Here is a 15,706-nt window from a genome sequence, read left to right on the forward strand (position 1 = left end):
CGTAAGGAGTATGGGCTAGCGAAGGTCGGTGATGAGCTTCTCCCACTGCTCGGCCACCTCGTCGGCCGAGTGCCGCACCGCGGTGTCGAGCGCGCCGGCCGCCAGCGAGCGCCGCCTGCGCTCGTCGTCGATCAGCGCCAGCAGCGCCGCCGCGAAGAACTGCAGGTCCCCCTCGGACTCGGGCACCAGCACCCCGTTGTAGCCCGTCGCCACGAACTCCCTGGGCCCCCTGGCGCCCTCGAAGGCCACCACGGGCACCCCGCACCCCATGGCCTCCAGCACGGTCATGCCCAGGTCCTCGCTGCGCGAGGTGGTGGCCACGATCGACGCCTTGGCGAACTCGCCCGCCAGGTCCGGCGTGGTGCCCATGAAGTAGACGTGGTTGTGCAGGTCGAGGTCACGCACGAGCGAGCGCAGCCGCCGCTCCTCCGGGCCGCCGCCGTACAACCGCAGCCGCCAGTCGGGCCGCTTGTCGGCCACGATCGCGAACGACCTGATCAGCCGGTCGTACGCCTTCACCGGCACCCACCGGCCGCCGGCGGCCACGATCCTGTTGTCCATGCGCGAGCGCGGCCAGGGGCCGCTCGGCAGCGCGTCCAGCACGCTGTGCACGGCGGGCGCGCCGCCGAGGAGCCTGCTCCACTCCTCCTGCGCCGACTCCGTGGCCGTCACGACGGCGCTCAGGCGCGGATAGAAGCGCTGCACGGGCCCGGGCACAGCCGGCCTGCTCCACTCGCGGGCGATCTTGATGGTGTCGCGCGGCGCGTGCCTGGCGGCCTGCACGCCGATCCCGGGCCTGGTCGTGATCAGCACGTCGGACCTGAGGTTGCGCAGCACCCGCCACAACGCCACCTCGGTGCGCACCTGCCCGCGCGGGAGCAGGTGCCTGACCCCCGGCCGCACGTCGACCACGCTGCGCATGCTCACCTTGGGGCCGACGGGGAAGAACGGCTTCTCCTTCTGCCGCCTGACGCTGATCACCTCGACGTCGTGCCGCTCGGCCAGCGCGGTGGCCAGGTTGAGCGTGGCGCGCACGTCGCCCCGCATGGCGTACGCGGAGGGGAGGACCAGGCTGACCTTCATCCGCCGACCTCGATCCGCAGCTCGTCGTCGGCGGTGTAGCAGGGTTTGATCAGCACGCCGTCCACCCGGGCCGACGGGTAGTGCAGCCGGCGGCGCTTGCCGTCCACGTCGTCGAGCCGCGAGCCGAGCCGCAGCTCCGCGGGCACGCCCTCCACCTGCAGCGCCGGCTCCCACAGGCCGGAGCCCTCGGGGTCGGCGGCCAGCACGTCCACGAGCGACACCGCCGCGTGGAAGCGCACGCCCTGCACCGTGGCCGTGGCCTTCAGGTGGGCGCCCGTCTGCCTGCGCTCCAGGGTCAGCACGGCCTCGTGGCGGAAGTCGTCGTCCTCCAGGCCGGTGTAGGCCAGCAGGCCCATCACCTCGAAGCGGCCCTCCCTGAACCAGATGGAGCGCACCTCCGCCACCGGCTCGGCGTCGGAGATCTTCAGCGCGAGGAATCCGTTGCGCGTTCGATAGGACCGGTAGGCGAGCGTGCGCTTGCACAATGCGTACGCGTCGAGATGGTCGAGCGAGAACCCCGGATCGACGCTGCGCAGCCGGCTGCGCTTGCCCTCGTGGCGCAGGTACGCGTCCCAGCGGCCGGCGCTGAGCTCGAGCGGCGCCAGCGAGACCGCCAGCGTGGCCTCGCGCGCCCGCGCGCCTGGACTGCCGAGCAGCACGTCGCGCTCCACCCCCGTGGTGCGATGCCGGAGAACGAGTTCGGTGCCGTCTTCCAGTGGTTCGTCGATGGCGAGTCGCAGGGAGAGCACGTCGGCCAGGGTGACTTCGGCGTCCGTGACGACGACGCCCATCACGAGCCCCCTCCCCGTCGAATAAGGCCATGCGACGTTGAGGTTACCGTGATTTTCCCGTTATGTGGATGGCAGATTTCTTCCAACCACACCCGTTGACAGGCGAAACTCCTCCACACCAGGTGTGGAGGAGTCCGACATCTCCCGTCAGGAAGCGCCCTTGACAGACTTGATCAGAAGCTGCGCCACGTCCACGACTTCCAGCGATTCCTTGGCCTCGCCGTTGTTCTTCTTCTCGTTGATGGCGTCGCCCAGCATGACCATGCAGAACGGGCAGGCGGTGGAGACCGTGTCAGGATTGGTGGTCAGCGCCTCGTCCACGCGCTCGGTGTTGATGCGCTTGCCGATGCGCTCCTCCATCCACATGCGCGCGCCGCCGGCGCCGCAGCAGAAGCCGCGGTCCTTGTGGCGGTGCATCTCCTGCGTCTGCACGCCGGGCACCTTCGACATGATGTCGCGCGGCTGGGAGTAGACCTTGTTGTGGCGGCCGAGGAAGCACGGGTCGTGGTAGGTGATCTTCTCCTCGATCGGCGTGATCGGGGTGAGCAGCCCCTCGTCCACCAGCTTCGACAGCAGCTGCGTGTGGTGCACGACCTCGTACGCGCCGCCGAGCTGCGGATACTCGTTGGCCAGCGTGTTGAAGCAGTGGGGGCAGGTGGCCACGATCTTCTTGACGCCGGCCTCGTTGAGCGTCTCGATGTTCTGCTGGGCCAGCATGTTGAACAGGTACTCCATGCCGAGCCGCCGGGCCGGGTCACCGGAGCACGCCTCCATCGGGCCGAGCACCGCGAACTTCACGCCCGCGATGTGCAGCAGCTCCGCGACGGCCTTGGTGGTCTTCTTGGCCCGGTCCTCCAGCGCGCCCGCGCACCCCACCCAGAACAGGTACTCGGTGCCCTCGGGCATCTTGTCCTCGACGACCTCGACCTCGAAGTCGAGCTCCTCGATCCAGTCGGCCCGCTTCATCTCGGACATGCCCCACGGGTTGCCCTTGTTCTCCAGGTTCTTCACCATCACCCCCGCCTCGGACGGGAACGACGACTCCACCATCACCTGGTAGCGGCGCATGTCGAGGATGTGGTCGATGTGCTCGATGTCCACCGGGCACTGCTCGACGCAGGCGCCGCAGTTGGTGCAGGACCACAGCACGTCGGGGTGGATGACGCCTTCCTCGCCGACGAGCGGCTTCTCCAGCAGCGCCAGCACGTCGGTGTCCTTGTGCTCGACGCCCGCCGAGGCCGCCAGCAGGTACGGGGCCACCTTGAAGGCGTGGTCACGCTGGTCGAGGATGAGCATCTTCGGCGACAGGGGCTTGTCGGTGTTCCACGCCGGGCACTGCGACTGGCAGCGGCCGCACTCCGTGCAGGAGTAGAAGTCCAGGAAGCCCTTCCACGTGGTGTCGCCGATCTTGCCGCGCCCCAGCCGCTCCGGGTCGAGGTCCTCGTCCTCGAAGTCGACCGGCTTGCCGTCCACCCGCATCTCGGGCGCGCCACCGAGGCCGTCGGGGCGGCGCGAGAAGAGCACGTTGAGCGGGGCGGTGAAGATGTGCAGGTGCTTGGAGTTCACCACGATGACCAGGAACACCAGCATGAAGCCGATGTGCAGGAGCAGCGCGATCTCCTCCAGCAGCGCGCTCTGCGGCAGCGCGTCACCGAGCGCGAGCGAGACGAACGCGCCGGAGGAGTAGGGGAAGTTGCCGTTGGCCGCCGCCGCGCCCCTGGCCAGGAAGAGCGTCCAGATGATGTTGAAGATCATGAACAGGACGAGCCACGCGCCGCCGAGGTGCGAGCCGGAGAAGCGGGAGTCGCGGCCCAGCGTCTTCGGGGAGTTCTTGACCCGGATGATCGCGAAGGCGACCAGGCCGAGCAGGCACGCCACCGCGATGAAGTCCTGCAGGAGGCCGAGCACGGCCCAGGTCCCGATGAGCGGGATGTGGAAGTCGGGCGTGCCGGTGATCGCCCCCTGGATGATCGCGCCGTACGCCTCGATGTAGACGGTCAGCAGGATGAAGAACGCCCACATGACGAAGAAGTGCGCGACGCCCGACGGCGTCCACTTCAGCAGCTTCTTCTGCCCGAACACCTCGACGAGTTGCGCCTTGACCTCGTCGCCGACGTGCGTCCTGGCGTACTCGATGCGCTCGGGCGCCGGCGGCCCGACGGTGGCGAGCTTGAACAGGAACATGACCCTGCGACCGGCCACGGCCACCGCCGCGACGGTCATGACGAGCCCGATGACGGCTACCCAGAGCACGGGGTCCTCCCACAGACGACGTTGCTGTCAGCGTACGGTCACCCGCTGCGCAGGCATGTAGCAGCAATCCTACCCACGAGTAACTTTACTGGGTTACGCGACATACCCTAAGGTCATCGCCGTCTCCAGAACAATGCTCTATCCCGTGAAGTACCTCTGGATGGTCGGCGCCAGGATCTCCACCAGCTCGTCGTGCCCGGCGCTCGCCAGCGGCTCCAGCTTGAGCACGTACCGGGCCAGGACGATCCCGAGCATCTGCGCGAAAGCCGCCTCCACCCGCAGTTGCGGCACCTCCAGCCGGTAGGCCACCTGGTAGAGCAGGGCCGAGGTGAAGAACTCCCTGACCATCCCGACCGCCTGCTCGTTGCTCATCGCCGAGCGGAGCAGCGCCAGCACCGGCGCCCGCGTCTTCTCGTCGGCGGTCAGGCGCAGGATCGTCCGGACCAGCCGCTCCCCGATCTCCTCGCGCGGACCGTCGAGCAGCACCGGGAGGATCTGCTGAGGGTTGATCGGCAGCTCCATGGCCGCGGCGAACATGCCCTCCTTGGTGTCGAAGTAGTGGTGCACGAGGGCGGGATCGACCTGGGCCTCCCGCGCGATGCCGCGAACGGTCGCCTTGTCGAACCCCTTCTCCGCGAACACCCTCCTGGCGGCGGTGAGGATCTCGCCGCGCGTGTCGGCCGACCCCGGCCTGCGCCCGGGCCTGCGCTTGTCCGTCACCTGCCCACCGCCAGGTAGACCCGCATCGGCACCGACAGCAGCCCCTCGGGGAACTCTGCCCGCAACGCCGCCCGCTGCCGCGCCACCACCTCGTCCGCACGGTCCGGCGACAGCGCCGCCATGTACGAGTGGGAGCGCAGGTCGAGCAGGAAGTCCTCGATGCCGATCAGCCGCGTCCAGGGGATCCAGCGCTCCTCGATCACCTCGAAGGACGAGGCGATCGGCGGCACCGACCACTGCTCGACCGCCGGCCCCCAGTAGGCGGGCACCTCGGCCGCCAGCCGGGCCTCGTAGGCGGCCAGCCAGTCGGCCTGCGCCGCGTGGTTGAGGTTCCAGCAGCCCACGATGGCGCCCTCCGGCCGCAGCACCCGCCGGGCCTCGGCGATGGAGACCACCGGGTCCAGCCAGTGCCACGACTGGGCGTACGTCACCAGGTCCGCCACCTGGTCGGCCAGCGGCAGCGCGTTGCCGTCGGCCAGCACGGCACTCACCCGCGTGCCGTTCGGGGCGCCCGCCTTGGAGATGAGGCGGGACAGCATCGCCTCGCCCGGGTCCACCGCGATCACGTGGGAACCGCGCGCCCGCAGCGCGTGCGTCATGATGCCGGTGCCCGCGCCCACGTCCACCGTGGTGGCACCGTCGAGCTCGACGCCCGACAGCTCGGTCAGCGCGCGGTAGACCTCGTCGGGGTAGCCGGGCCTGGCCGCGTCGTAGGCGTCGGCCACCAGGTCGAACGTCCTGCCCAGATCCTTGATCGGCCCTGTGTTCATGTGGATGCCGCCAGGTGCAGCCTGGCGAAGGCCAGACCCTCCGCCAGATCGTCGATCCGCTCGGTCCTGCTGGCCGCCTTGCGGGTGTTGACCTCGAGCACCACCAGGCCCGAGTAGCCCGTGTTCGCCAGCCGCTCCAGCATCTGCGCGCACGGCTGGTTGCCCCTGCCGGGCACCAGGTGCTCGTCCTTGTTCGTCACCCCGAGGCCGTCGGCCAGGTGCAGGTGCGCCAGCCTGTCGCCGAGCTTGACGGCCATCTCCATGGCGTCGGAGCCGGACACGGCGGTGTGCGACAGGTCCAGCGTGACCTGCGGGAAGTCGTAGTCGATCGGGTTCCAGTCGGGCGAGTAGGGCACCACGTCGTTGCCCCTGGCCCGCAGCGGGAACATGTTCTCCACCGCGAACGTGACCTCGGTCTCGTCCCGCATCCTGGCGAGCCCGGTCTCGAAGTCGCGGGCGTAGTCGCGCTGCCAGCGGAACGGCGGGTGCACCACGACCGTCGAGGCGCCCAGCCGCTCGGCCGCCTTCTGGGCCTTGACCAGCTTCGCCCACGGGTCGCGGCCCCAGACCCGCTGGGTGACCAGCAGGCAGGGCGCGTGAATGGCGAGAACGGGCACCTCGTAGTGGTCGGACAGACGCTCGATCACATCGATGTCCTGGCTCACCGGGTCGGCGCCGACCATGATCTCGACGCCGTCATAACCCAGGCGCGCGGCCAGCTCGAACGCGTCAGGAGTACGTTCCGGATATACCGAGGCGGTGGACAATGCGATCTTCGCATTGGGCACGCGGATGACATCAGCCACGCTGCCAGCCTAAGCCGGAGAAGCCGATCTGGCGCGTCAGCCCCTAGCGTTGGGGCATGACCCGGATAGCGAAAGGTGCGATCCCCAGCCCGAACATCTGGAACACGCCCCAGATCTACGAGCTGGAGAACCGCGCCGTCGATCCCGATGGCGCGGCCGACGCGGCGATGCGCGCCCTGCGCCCGTGGGACGGCGCCACCGTGCTCGACATCGGCTGCGGCACCGGCTACCACCTGCCCGTCCTGGCCGCCGAGGCGTCCCGGGTGATCGGCGTGGAGCCGCACGGCGACCTGGCCGCGCTGGCCCGCCGCCGCTGCGCGAGCCTGCCCAACGTGACCGTGCACGCCGCGGCGGCCCAGGACCTGCCGCTGCCCGACGCCGGGGTGGACGTGGCCATGGCGCGCTGGGCGTACTTCTTCGGGCCCGGCTGCGAGCCGGGCCTGCGCGAGCTGTCCCGGATCGTACGGCGCGGCGGCGCCGCCTTCGTCCTGGACCTCGACGCCACCCGGGGGTCGTTCGGGCGGTGGTTCTCGCGTACGGTGCCGACGTACTCGCCGCGGGAGGTCGAGTCGTTCTGGGACCGTCAGGGCTGGCAGCGCAAGGAGCTCGACCTGCGCATGGTCTTCCAGCGGCGCGCCGACCTGGAGGCCGTGCTGCGCATCGAGTTCACCCCCGAGGTCGCCGAGCAGGCCATCGCCGAGACGCCCGGCCTGGAGCTGGCCTATCCGAACGTGCTGCGCTGGCGCTACTTCTGAGGCCTTGACCTTGACACTGACGTCAACGTTTACCTTGGAGGCATGCGCATCGGTGAGCTGGCTGAACGCACCGGGGTGAGCACCCGCTCGCTCCGCTACTACGAGCAGCACGGGCTGCTGCGCGCCCGGCGCGCCTCCAACGGCTACCGCGCCTACAGCGAGGACGACGTCAGGCTGGTCTCCGAGATCCGGGCCCTGCTCCAGATCGGTTTCACGCTGGAGGAGACCCGCCCGTTCGTCGACTGCCTGCGCCAGGGGCACAGCACGGGAGGCTCCTGCGCCGAGTCGGTCGAGGTCTACGAGCGCAAGCTCAGCGAGATCGACCAGGAGATCCGCGTGCTGCTCGCCCGCCGCGCCGAGGTGGCCGCCCAGCTCGCCCAGTCGTGCCCGGGTTGCTTTGTGAGGGGATGAAGATGATCACGCTGACCACCGACAACTTCGAGGAGCAGGTGCTCAGGAGCGACAAGCCGATCCTGGTCGACTTCTGGGCCGAGTGGTGCGGACCCTGCCGGATGGTGGCGCCCGTGCTGGAGCAGATCGAGGCCGAGCACGGCCTGACGATCGGCAAGCTGAACACCGACGAGAACCCCGAGATCATGGCCCGCTACGGGGTGATGGGCATCCCGACGCTGATCCTGTTCGAGAACGGCGAGCCTGCCAAGCAGGTCGTCGGCGCCAAGCCCAAGCGCATGCTCGTGTCGGAGCTCGGCCTGGCGTGATTGTCGGTAGCAGCCGCTAGCCTGCTCCGCATGGCCAAGACTGCCCAGAAGCCCGGATACCGCTGCACCGAATGCGGCTGGCGCACCACCAAATGGGTCGGCAGGTGCGGGGAGTGCCAGGCCTGGGGCACGGTCGACGAGGAGGGCGCCAGGGCCGGCGTCAACGTCGTCCAGGCCGGGGCCACCACCGCGCCCGCCCTGCCGATCGGCCAGGTCAAGGCCGAGGTGGCGACCGCCCGCACCACCGGGGTCGCCGAGCTCGACCGGGTGCTGGGCGGCGGCCTGGTGCCCGGCGCGGTGGTGCTGCTGGCGGGCGAGCCCGGCATCGGCAAGTCCACGCTCCTGCTGGAGGCCGCCGCGCGCATCGCCGAGCGGGCGACCGTCCTCTACGTGACCGGCGAGGAGTCGGCGGCCCAGGTGCGCCTGCGGGCCGACCGCATCGGCGCGATCCAGGACCAGCTCTACCTGGCGGCGGAGACCGAGCTGTCGGCGCTGGTGACGCACGTGGAGAAGGTCCAGCCGCAGCTGCTGGTCGTCGACTCGGTGCAGACGATCGGCTCCGCGCAGGCCACCGGCGTGCCCGGCGGGGTGACCCAGGTGCGCGAGGTGGCGGCCAACCTCGTCCGGCTGGCCAAGGAGCGCAACATGGCCACCGTCCTCGTCGGCCACGTCACCAAGGAAGGCTCCATCGCCGGCCCCCGCACCCTGGAGCACCTCGTCGACGTCGTACTGAACTTCGAGGGCGACCGCCACTCCAGGCTCCGCATGGTCCGCGCGATCAAGAACCGGTTCGGCCCCACCGACGAGATCGGCTGCTTCGACCTGCACGAGCGGGGCATCGAGGGCATCACCGACCCGAGCGGGCTGTTCGTCTCCCGGCGCAGCGAGCCGGTCCCCGGCACCTGCGTCACCGTCACGGTCGAGGGCACCCGCCCGCTGCCCGCCGAGGTCCAGGCGCTGGTGGCCCGCACCGAGGCGCAGCAGCCCCGGCGCACCTCGTCGGGGCTCGACACCTACCGCGTGCAGATGATCCTCGCCGTCCTGGAGCGCCGGCTCAACGCCCGCCTCGGCGGCTGCGACGTGTTCACCGCCACCGTCGGCGGCATCAAGCTGGCCGACCCCGCCGTGGACCTGTCGGTCATGCTCGCCGTCGCCAGCGCCGCCGGCGACAAGCCGCTCCCCCCTGGCCTCGTCGCGCTGGGCGAGGTGGGCCTGGCGGGCGAGCTGCGCCCGGTCAAGGACGTGCGCAGGCGGCTGACGGAGGCGGCCCGCCTGGGCTTCAAGCGCGCCCTCGTCCCCGCCGGATCGCTCGAGGAAGGCGGCCGCAGGCGCGGCGGCCAGCGCGCCCTGGTGCCGGTCGGGCCGGTGGCGTTCGCGCCCGGGTTCGAGGTGGTCCAGGCGGAGAACGTCTGGGACGCCCTCACACACGTCACATGAGCGCGGCTAAGCTGAGGTGACCGATCGACACGGGGGTCAGGTGGATAGGAGTCTGGACGACCGCCGTCGCGAAGCCCTGGCCGCGGTAGCGCCGGGCACACCTCTGCGCGACGGCCTGGAACGGATTCTGCGCGGGCAGACCGGCGGGCTCATCGTGCTCGGCTACAACAGGGTCGTCGAAGAGGTCTGCAGCGGCGGCTTCGAGCTCGACGTCGACTTCTCGGCCACCAGGCTGCGCGAGCTGGCCAAGATGGACGGCGCCATCGTGCTGAGCAACGACCACAAGATCGTACGCGCCGCCGTGCACCTCGTCCCCGACCCCGCCATCCCCACCGACGAGTCCGGCACGCGCCACCGCACCGCCCAGCGGGTGGCCAGGCAGACCGGCCTGCCCATCATCGCCATCAGCAAGTCGATGCGCATCATCGCCCTCTACCTCGACGGCATCCGCTACGTCCTGGAGGAGTCGGCCGCCATCCTGTCCAAGGCCAACCAGGCCCTGGCCACGCTCGAACGCTACAAACACCGCCTCGACGAGGTCTCCGGAACCCTGTCGGCCCTGGAGATCGAGGACCTGGTCACGGTCAGAGACGTCGCCGCCGTCGCGCAGCGCCTCGAGATGGTCCGCCGCATCTCCGACGAGATCAAGGGCTACGTCGTCGAGCTGGGCACGGACGGCCGCCTGCTGTCGCTGCAACTGGACGAGCTGGTGGCAGGGGTCGACTCCGAACGCGAGCTGGTCATCCGCGACTACCTGCCCGCCCCCGCGGGCCGCCGCCAGAAACGCCTCCTGGAGGCCCTGCACGAGCTGGACGAACTCTCGGGCGCCGACCTCCTCGACCTCTCGGCCGTCGCCCACGTCCTCGGCCACAACGGCACCGACCAGTTGGAGACCCCGGTCAGCCCCCGCGGCTTTCGCCTCCTGGCCAAGGTCCCCCGCCTCCCGGCCACGGTCGTCGACAGGCTGGTCAACCACTTCGGCAGCCTGCAGAAGCTCCTGGCTGCCAGCATCGACGACCTGCAGGCGGTCGGCGGCGTCGGCGAATCCCGGGCCCGCAGCGTCCGCGAAGGCCTCTCCCGCCTGGCCGAATCCTCCATCCTGGAGCGCTACGTCTGAGCCCTGGCATCGATGCCGGCAAGCAGGGCCCTGTAATGCCGACGAGCCGAACACGGTCCCCCCACAGCCGGGCCATGTCATCGACGTCGGAGGCCGGCCTGGCCACCGGCCCGGGCCGGCGCGGCGCCGTCTCGGCGACCGCGGAACGCTAGCGCAGGTGGAAGACCCCCTTGTTGGTGCGCATCTTGCCCATCCGCGCCACCGCCACGTACGTCCCCGGCAGGGCGGCCGGAGGCGTGGAGCGGCAGTCGGGGCTGGAGCGCCGCCGGTCCCACTCCAGCGAGCGCACGTACGGCACCCCGCGCTGCAACTCCTTGACCTCGCTGCCCTCGCCGCTGACACAGTCGGCCGTCGACCAGATGCGGTCGGCGCCCGAGGTGATCCTGATCTCCATGGCCCGCGGCCCCACATCGGCCGTGCACATGACCGAGCCGGTGTTCACCAGCGTGACCAGGAAGGTGGGGCGGGAGCCGCCGGCGTAGATCTGCTCCCTGCCGCCCTGGAGGCTGAGCACCAGGTCCTTCTCCTCGCACGGCTCCCCCGGCCGCCTGGGCCGCTCCGAGGGGGCCGCCTTGGGGGTGGGCGTGGGGGACGGGCTCGCGGTGCCCATGGCCAGCGTACGCAGGCCCGCCAGCAGCGGGTCGACGGCCGGCGTGGTCTGCGCGGCCGTACTGCCGCTCGCGCTGGGTGAGGACTGCGCGCTGGACATTCGTTCGGGGCCGCTGCCGCCGCTGGAGCACGCCCACGCCACAACGGCCACCACGACGAGCACCGCCACCAGCACGCTCATCCGGCGCCGCCAGTAGATGTCACCGCCGTCGCCACGCATCGTATCCGGGTCCATACAGCACAGGATGGTGAGCGGGCAACGACGCGTAGTGACGACACGCCGAGGGATGGCATCTCCTGGAACGCCGACGCGCCAAGGGTTGTCATCGCCCCATACCCTTGACCGCGTGGTTGAGCCGAACGTCCTGCACACCGCCGTTCTCGACTGGTACGAGGACAACGCCCGGGATCTGCCGTGGCGGGCACCCGACGCGACCCCATGGGGCGTGCTGGTGAGCGAGATCATGCTCCAGCAGACCCCTGTCGTCCGCGTGCTGCCGATCTGGCACGAGTGGATGGAGCGCTGGCCCACCCCCAAGGCGCTGGCCGCCGAGCAGCCCGGCGAGGCCGTACGCCACTGGGGCCGGCTCGGTTACCCGCGGCGGGCGCTGCGCCTGCACGCCTGCGCCCGCGCCATCACCGACGAGCACGGCGGCGAGGTGCCGTCCGACCACGCGACCCTGCTGGCCCTGCCCGGCATCGGCGAGTACACCGCGGCCGCCGTCGCCAGCTTCGCCTTCGGCGGGCGGCACGCGGTGCTGGACACGAACGTCCGGCGGGTGTTCGCCAGGGCGATCAGCGCCGAGGAGTACCCGCCGACCGCCACCTCGGCGGCCGAGCGGCGGCTGGCGGAGCGCCTGCTGCCCGAGCTGGGCGCCGCCCGCTGGGGGGTGGCGGTGATGGAGCTGGGCGCCCTGGTGTGTTCGGCGCGCGCCCCGCGCTGCGCCGACTGCCCGATCACGCACGTGTGCGCCTGGCGGCTGGCGGGCAAGCCGCCGCACGCCGGCCCCGCGCGCAAGGGCCAGACGTACGCGGGCACCGACCGCCAGTGCCGTGGCCGCCTGCTGGCGGTGCTGCGCGAGGCCCACGGCCCGGTGCCGAAGGCGGCGCTCGACGTGGTGTGGGACGACGCGGTGCAGCGCGAGCGCGCCCTGGACGGCCTGGTCGCCGACGGCCTGGCCGAGGCCCTCGACGACGGCACCTACCGCCTGCCCCACTCCCCCTGACGGCCCCGCACGCCCGGCCCACACTCCACCTGACGGCCCCGCACGCCCGGCCCACACTCCACCTGACGGCCCCGCACGCCCGGCCCGCACTCCACCTGACGGCCCCGCACGCCCGGCCCGCCTTCCGGGTCAGGGCCGGGAGGCCGGCTCAGCGCGGGTGATGATCGAGCGTCCCGCGCCCCTAACGAACCCAGGGCGGCACGAGCCGCTCGGCGTCCTTCGGGGCCAGGTCGCAGGCGTCCGGCTCCGACACGCCACCGGGGTTGTACGCCTGGGCCCCGGCCGGGGCGACCACGATCGAGACGAACCCGTGCTCGGCATCGGCGAACATCTGCCTGCTCACATCCGCGGGCAGCACCATCGTGTCGCCCGCGCCCACCTCGTGCCGCTCACCGCCCAGCTCGACCACGGCGGCCCCGTCGAGCCACGTCCACACCAGCTCGGCGTCGAACGCGTGCACCGGCCCCACCATGCCGGGCCTGGCCTCCACCCGCCAGACGGCCTGCCCGGCGGAGCCCTGCGTCGGGGAGGCGAGGGTGGTCATGACCCCGTTCGGGGTGTCGACCTTGCGGGAGTCCACTCCCAGGACAACGGTCATCGGTCTTTCCTCTCACGCGATCCACGGCGGAACGCCGAAGTCGGCGCCGTCGGGGCCCGAGGCCCTGGCGCCGCCCGGCGCGGTGACGACGGCGGTGTAGCCGGCGGCGGGGTCGGCCAGGACCCGCCGCACCGTGCGGGCGGGCATGACGACGGTGTCGCCGGCGGCGACGTGGTACGTCTCGCCGCCCAGCTCCACGGTCGCCGCCCCGGCCACCCAGCTCCACACCTGCTCGCTGTCGAAGTCGTGCACGGGCCCCACGGCGCCCGGCCTGGCCTCGACCTTCCACAGGGACCGTGAGGCCCCTCCCTGCGTCGGCGAGGCGAAGGTCGTCATGACCCCGGCTGGAGTCTCCGACCGCCGCGCTTCGGCCCCACGTATGACGGCCATGCCGCCGCACCCCCTAAGATAGGCAACTACGTTGTCCATATAGTTAACCAGGTTGTCTATCGTGTCAAGCTACGTTCCCGGCTTCGAGCTTCCGCTACGCCTGCTGCTCGCGTTCAGACTGCTGATCGACGAGCTCCACGCCGAGCTCGGCAGGCAGGGCCATCCGGACATCAGGCCCATGCACGGATTCGTCATGCAGGCCATCGGGCCCGACGGCACCACGGCCGTCGAGCTGGGCCGTACGCTCGGCGTCACCAAGCAGGCCGCAGGCAAGACGATCGAGACGCTCGAACGCATCGGCTACGTCGAGCGCACCACCGATCCCCAGGACACCAGGCGCAAGATCGTGCGCCTGACCCCCTACGGCATGGACGCCCTCGACCGCTCGGCCCGCGTCTTCGATACCCTGCGCGCCCGCTGGGCGGCCGAGCTCGGCGAGGAGCGGTTGCGGGAGCTCGAATCGGACCTGCGCAGGATGACGCCCGGCAATCCGTGGCGGCTGGACACGCCGGGCTGGTTCGGCAACCTGTAGGGCTCTAGGCGGCGAGCTGGAGACCCAGGCTGGTCAGGTTCGTACGCGCCCAGGCCAGCTCCTCGGCCAGCATCGACACCAGCGCCCCCGGCCCCTTGGCCCGGCCGGGGACGAGCAGGTTGTGCGTCTCGACCTCGATGTGCGCGCTGCCGCTCACCGCGCCCGACAGCATGGCCGTCAGCGTGTCCTGCAGCACGGCCCCCGTGCCCGGCGTCTCGCCCGTGTGGTTGTGCACGTGACCCACCTTGACCACCGGCGCCCCGGCCTCGGCCAGGCCTTTCAGCGCCGCGCCCGGCTCACCGGCGTCGCAGGCGAGGTGGCAGGCGTCGAGGCACACGCCCAGGTGCTCGGAGTCGATGCCGAGCACCCGCTCCAGCGCCTGCTCGGTCGTCTCCAGCACGCACCCCGGCCACGGTTCGAACCCGACCCTGATCGTCTTGCCGGTCGTGCTGTAGATGCCGCGCAGCTCGCGGGCCAGCCGCTCCAGCCGGCGGGTGGCGATGGAGTGCAGGTCTGCGGGCCAGTCGCGGCGCCAGCCGATCGGGATCGTCGAGATGCTGCCGAAGCGCACGTCCTCGGGGAGCAGGAACGCCAGGATCTTGGCCAGGGCCATCGTGTAGCGGTAGCGCTCGGGCTTGGCCCAGTCGGGGCCCGGGACCTCCTGGTTGCGGCCGCCGGTGCCGTTGAGGCTCACGACCTCCAGGCCGCGCTCCTCCAGGGAGCGGCGCAGGCGTACGAGCTCGATGCGGTCGGCCGTGAGGTGGTCGGCCACGCTGGGGGACAGCCACAGCCCGATCCCCATCCGCTCGACGCCCAGCCGCTTGCGCACCGGGACCGCGTAGCGGGTCAGGTGCGCGATGAGGTTCTCCAGGTCCTCAGCGGGGTGGACGCCTGCGTTGTAGGCGAGGTGAACGAGCGTTCCGTCATCGTGACGCAGGCGCATCGGTTTCCTCCAGGGCTTGCATTAGTGTTCCCGTCGCCCGCCTCGGACGTGCGAACCATGTGAGCATGCCTGCCAGGTGGTGGCACGCGCGTCCGCCCTGAGTTGACTTCTTGCTACTCCCCAGGGAGCAGGCCCCCAGCTTGGGAGCGCGCTCTTGTGGCTCACTTGGATGAGACTTGGCGAAGCTCTACGCAGTGTAGTACTACTCGCGGTGGCGGTATACCCGCTGACCCAACAATTACGCAACGACGGCAACCTTCTCACTTCTCCCCAGGTGGGATGTGAAGATCTCCAAAGATGCCGTACATGCCGCCCATGGCCCCGTCCGGGCGCTATCGGACAAACAGGCGACCTCGGCTCCATCCGGCACCTCCCACGGCCCCAACGGCGGCCTCAGCGCCGCCACCGTCCACAGCTATGACTGGATAGCCCGCCAGAATGTGACAGCGGCCCGGCCCCTTGACGGGGCCGGGCCGCCGGCGGCTTCAGGACAGCGGGACGCCGGCGCAGTCCACGACGGCCTCCGGGTTGGGGACCTCGACGAGATTCGCCCCGCCACCGCAGACCGGGACGTTGAGATCGGTGCCGTGGATGACGTCCACCACGTTGAGGCCCGCCACGTTTGACGGGCAGCTGCACCCGCGCGTGTGCGGCAGGGGCGAGCGCCGCGACCGCCCGCATCACCCTTCTGACATGCGGAAAGCCCCCGCGCGAGGCATCCTCGCGCGGGGGCTTCCGTCAGACCCAGGGTCAGTTCTGGATCGGAGCGGCGATCGCGGCAGCCGAGTCCGGGATCTTCGAGGCGGTCTCGCCCTTGAAGATGAACTTGGCGTTGTCGCCCTCGCCCTCGATCGTCACCTTCACGACCTGGCCGGGCCGGAGCTCGCCGTAGAGGATCTTCTCCGACAGCGAGTCCTCCAGCTCGCGCTGGATCGTACGCCGCAGCGGCCGGGCGCC

Annotated in this window: 19 protein-coding genes; 7 read left to right on the forward strand and 12 right to left on the reverse strand. The window is 70.9% G+C overall.

Annotated elements, in window-relative coordinates; all coding sequences use genetic code 11:
* Positions 1-15 precede the first annotated feature (15 nt).
* The 6 genes from AB0I79_RS35205 to AB0I79_RS35230 form a co-directional block, all read right to left on the reverse strand.
* The gene (locus AB0I79_RS35205) at positions 16-1,083 is read right to left on the reverse strand and encodes a glycosyltransferase (protein WP_357882614.1); all 1,068 of its coding nucleotides are present in this window, start codon (positions 1,081-1,083) and stop codon (positions 16-18) included.
* On the reverse strand, positions 1,080-1,874 hold the full coding sequence (locus AB0I79_RS35210) for a hypothetical protein (RefSeq protein WP_357882695.1): 795 nt from the start codon (positions 1,872-1,874) through the stop codon (positions 1,080-1,082). Before AB0I79_RS35210 ends, AB0I79_RS35205 begins: the two co-directional genes overlap by 4 nt.
* A gap of 147 nt (positions 1,875-2,021) precedes the next feature.
* A complete protein-coding gene (locus AB0I79_RS35215) occupies positions 2,022-4,127 on the reverse strand; it encodes a (Fe-S)-binding protein (protein WP_357882617.1) in 2,106 nt (701 codons plus the stop codon).
* Between the two features lie 138 nt (positions 4,128-4,265).
* The gene (locus AB0I79_RS35220; RefSeq protein ID WP_357882620.1) at positions 4,266-4,847 is read right to left on the reverse strand and encodes a TetR family transcriptional regulator; all 582 of its coding nucleotides are present in this window, start codon (positions 4,845-4,847) and stop codon (positions 4,266-4,268) included.
* The gene (locus AB0I79_RS35225) at positions 4,844-5,617 is read right to left on the reverse strand and encodes a class I SAM-dependent methyltransferase (RefSeq protein WP_357882623.1); all 774 of its coding nucleotides are present in this window, start codon (positions 5,615-5,617) and stop codon (positions 4,844-4,846) included. Before AB0I79_RS35225 ends, AB0I79_RS35220 begins: the two co-directional genes overlap by 4 nt.
* Positions 5,614-6,423 (reverse strand): sugar phosphate isomerase/epimerase, encoded by an 810-nt coding sequence (locus tag AB0I79_RS35230; protein WP_357882626.1) that lies wholly within the window; start codon positions 6,421-6,423, stop codon positions 5,614-5,616. The genes AB0I79_RS35225 and AB0I79_RS35230 overlap by 4 nt, the downstream gene beginning before the upstream one ends.
* Positions 6,424-6,479: 56 nt before the next feature.
* On the opposite strand from AB0I79_RS35230, the gene AB0I79_RS35235 reads away from it, so the two are divergent.
* Genes AB0I79_RS35235 through disA form a run of 5 tightly spaced genes read left to right on the forward strand, consistent with a single transcriptional unit; the run spans position 6,480 to position 10,451 of the window.
* Positions 6,480-7,178, forward strand: coding sequence for a class I SAM-dependent methyltransferase (locus AB0I79_RS35235; RefSeq protein ID WP_357882629.1), 699 nt, complete (start codon positions 6,480-6,482; stop codon positions 7,176-7,178).
* A 42-nt stretch (positions 7,179-7,220) separates the two neighbouring features.
* Complete coding sequence (locus AB0I79_RS35240; protein ID WP_357882632.1) at positions 7,221-7,589, forward strand: MerR family transcriptional regulator; 369 nt, start codon at positions 7,221-7,223, stop codon at positions 7,587-7,589.
* Between the two features lie 2 nt (positions 7,590-7,591).
* Positions 7,592-7,897, forward strand: a complete 306-nt coding sequence (trxA, locus tag AB0I79_RS35245) for a thioredoxin (RefSeq protein WP_221524547.1) — start codon at positions 7,592-7,594, stop codon at positions 7,895-7,897.
* Between the two features lie 30 nt (positions 7,898-7,927).
* On the forward strand, positions 7,928-9,334 hold the full coding sequence (radA, locus tag AB0I79_RS35250; protein WP_357882635.1) for a DNA repair protein RadA: 1,407 nt from the start codon (positions 7,928-7,930) through the stop codon (positions 9,332-9,334).
* A 40-nt stretch (positions 9,335-9,374) separates the two neighbouring features.
* Complete coding sequence (gene disA / locus AB0I79_RS35255; RefSeq protein WP_357882638.1) at positions 9,375-10,451, forward strand: DNA integrity scanning diadenylate cyclase DisA; 1,077 nt, start codon at positions 9,375-9,377, stop codon at positions 10,449-10,451.
* Between the two features lie 148 nt (positions 10,452-10,599).
* Here disA and AB0I79_RS35260 read toward each other — a convergent pair whose 3' ends face one another.
* Positions 10,600-11,295, reverse strand: a complete 696-nt coding sequence (locus tag AB0I79_RS35260) for a hypothetical protein (RefSeq protein WP_357882641.1) — start codon at positions 11,293-11,295, stop codon at positions 10,600-10,602.
* A 112-nt stretch (positions 11,296-11,407) separates the two neighbouring features.
* On the opposite strand from AB0I79_RS35260, the gene AB0I79_RS35265 reads away from it, so the two are divergent.
* Positions 11,408-12,286, forward strand: a complete 879-nt coding sequence (locus tag AB0I79_RS35265) for an A/G-specific adenine glycosylase (protein ID WP_357882643.1) — start codon at positions 11,408-11,410, stop codon at positions 12,284-12,286.
* Between the two features lie 181 nt (positions 12,287-12,467).
* On the opposite strand, the gene AB0I79_RS35270 is transcribed toward AB0I79_RS35265, so the two are convergent.
* Positions 12,468-12,884, reverse strand: a complete 417-nt coding sequence (locus AB0I79_RS35270; RefSeq protein WP_357882646.1) for a cupin — start codon at positions 12,882-12,884, stop codon at positions 12,468-12,470.
* A 12-nt stretch (positions 12,885-12,896) separates the two neighbouring features.
* A complete protein-coding gene (locus AB0I79_RS35275; RefSeq protein WP_357882649.1) occupies positions 12,897-13,274 on the reverse strand; it encodes a cupin domain-containing protein in 378 nt (125 codons plus the stop codon).
* A 61-nt stretch (positions 13,275-13,335) separates the two neighbouring features.
* On the opposite strand from AB0I79_RS35275, the gene AB0I79_RS35280 reads away from it, so the two are divergent.
* Positions 13,336-13,806 carry a MarR family winged helix-turn-helix transcriptional regulator gene (locus AB0I79_RS35280; RefSeq protein ID WP_357882652.1) on the forward strand — a complete coding sequence of 157 codons (471 nt, stop codon included), beginning with the start codon at positions 13,336-13,338 and terminating at the stop codon, positions 13,804-13,806.
* A 4-nt stretch (positions 13,807-13,810) separates the two neighbouring features.
* On the opposite strand, the gene AB0I79_RS35285 is transcribed toward AB0I79_RS35280, so the two are convergent.
* The 3 genes from AB0I79_RS35285 to AB0I79_RS35295 all read right to left on the reverse strand — a co-directional run.
* Positions 13,811-14,749: a TIM barrel protein gene (locus AB0I79_RS35285; protein WP_357882655.1), complete on the reverse strand. Its 939-nt coding sequence runs from the start codon at positions 14,747-14,749 to the stop codon at positions 13,811-13,813.
* 485 nt (positions 14,750-15,234) lie between these two features.
* The gene (locus tag AB0I79_RS35290) at positions 15,235-15,369 is read right to left on the reverse strand and encodes a hypothetical protein (protein WP_357882658.1); all 135 of its coding nucleotides are present in this window, start codon (positions 15,367-15,369) and stop codon (positions 15,235-15,237) included.
* 130 nt (positions 15,370-15,499) lie between these two features.
* Positions 15,500-15,706: hypothetical protein (locus tag AB0I79_RS35295; RefSeq protein ID WP_357882661.1), on the reverse strand; the 207-nt coding region annotated here is incomplete at its 5' end.

It is taken from the genome of Nonomuraea sp. NPDC050202, assembly GCF_040656115.1.
Lineage (GTDB): Bacteria > Actinomycetota > Actinomycetes > Streptosporangiales > Streptosporangiaceae > Nonomuraea.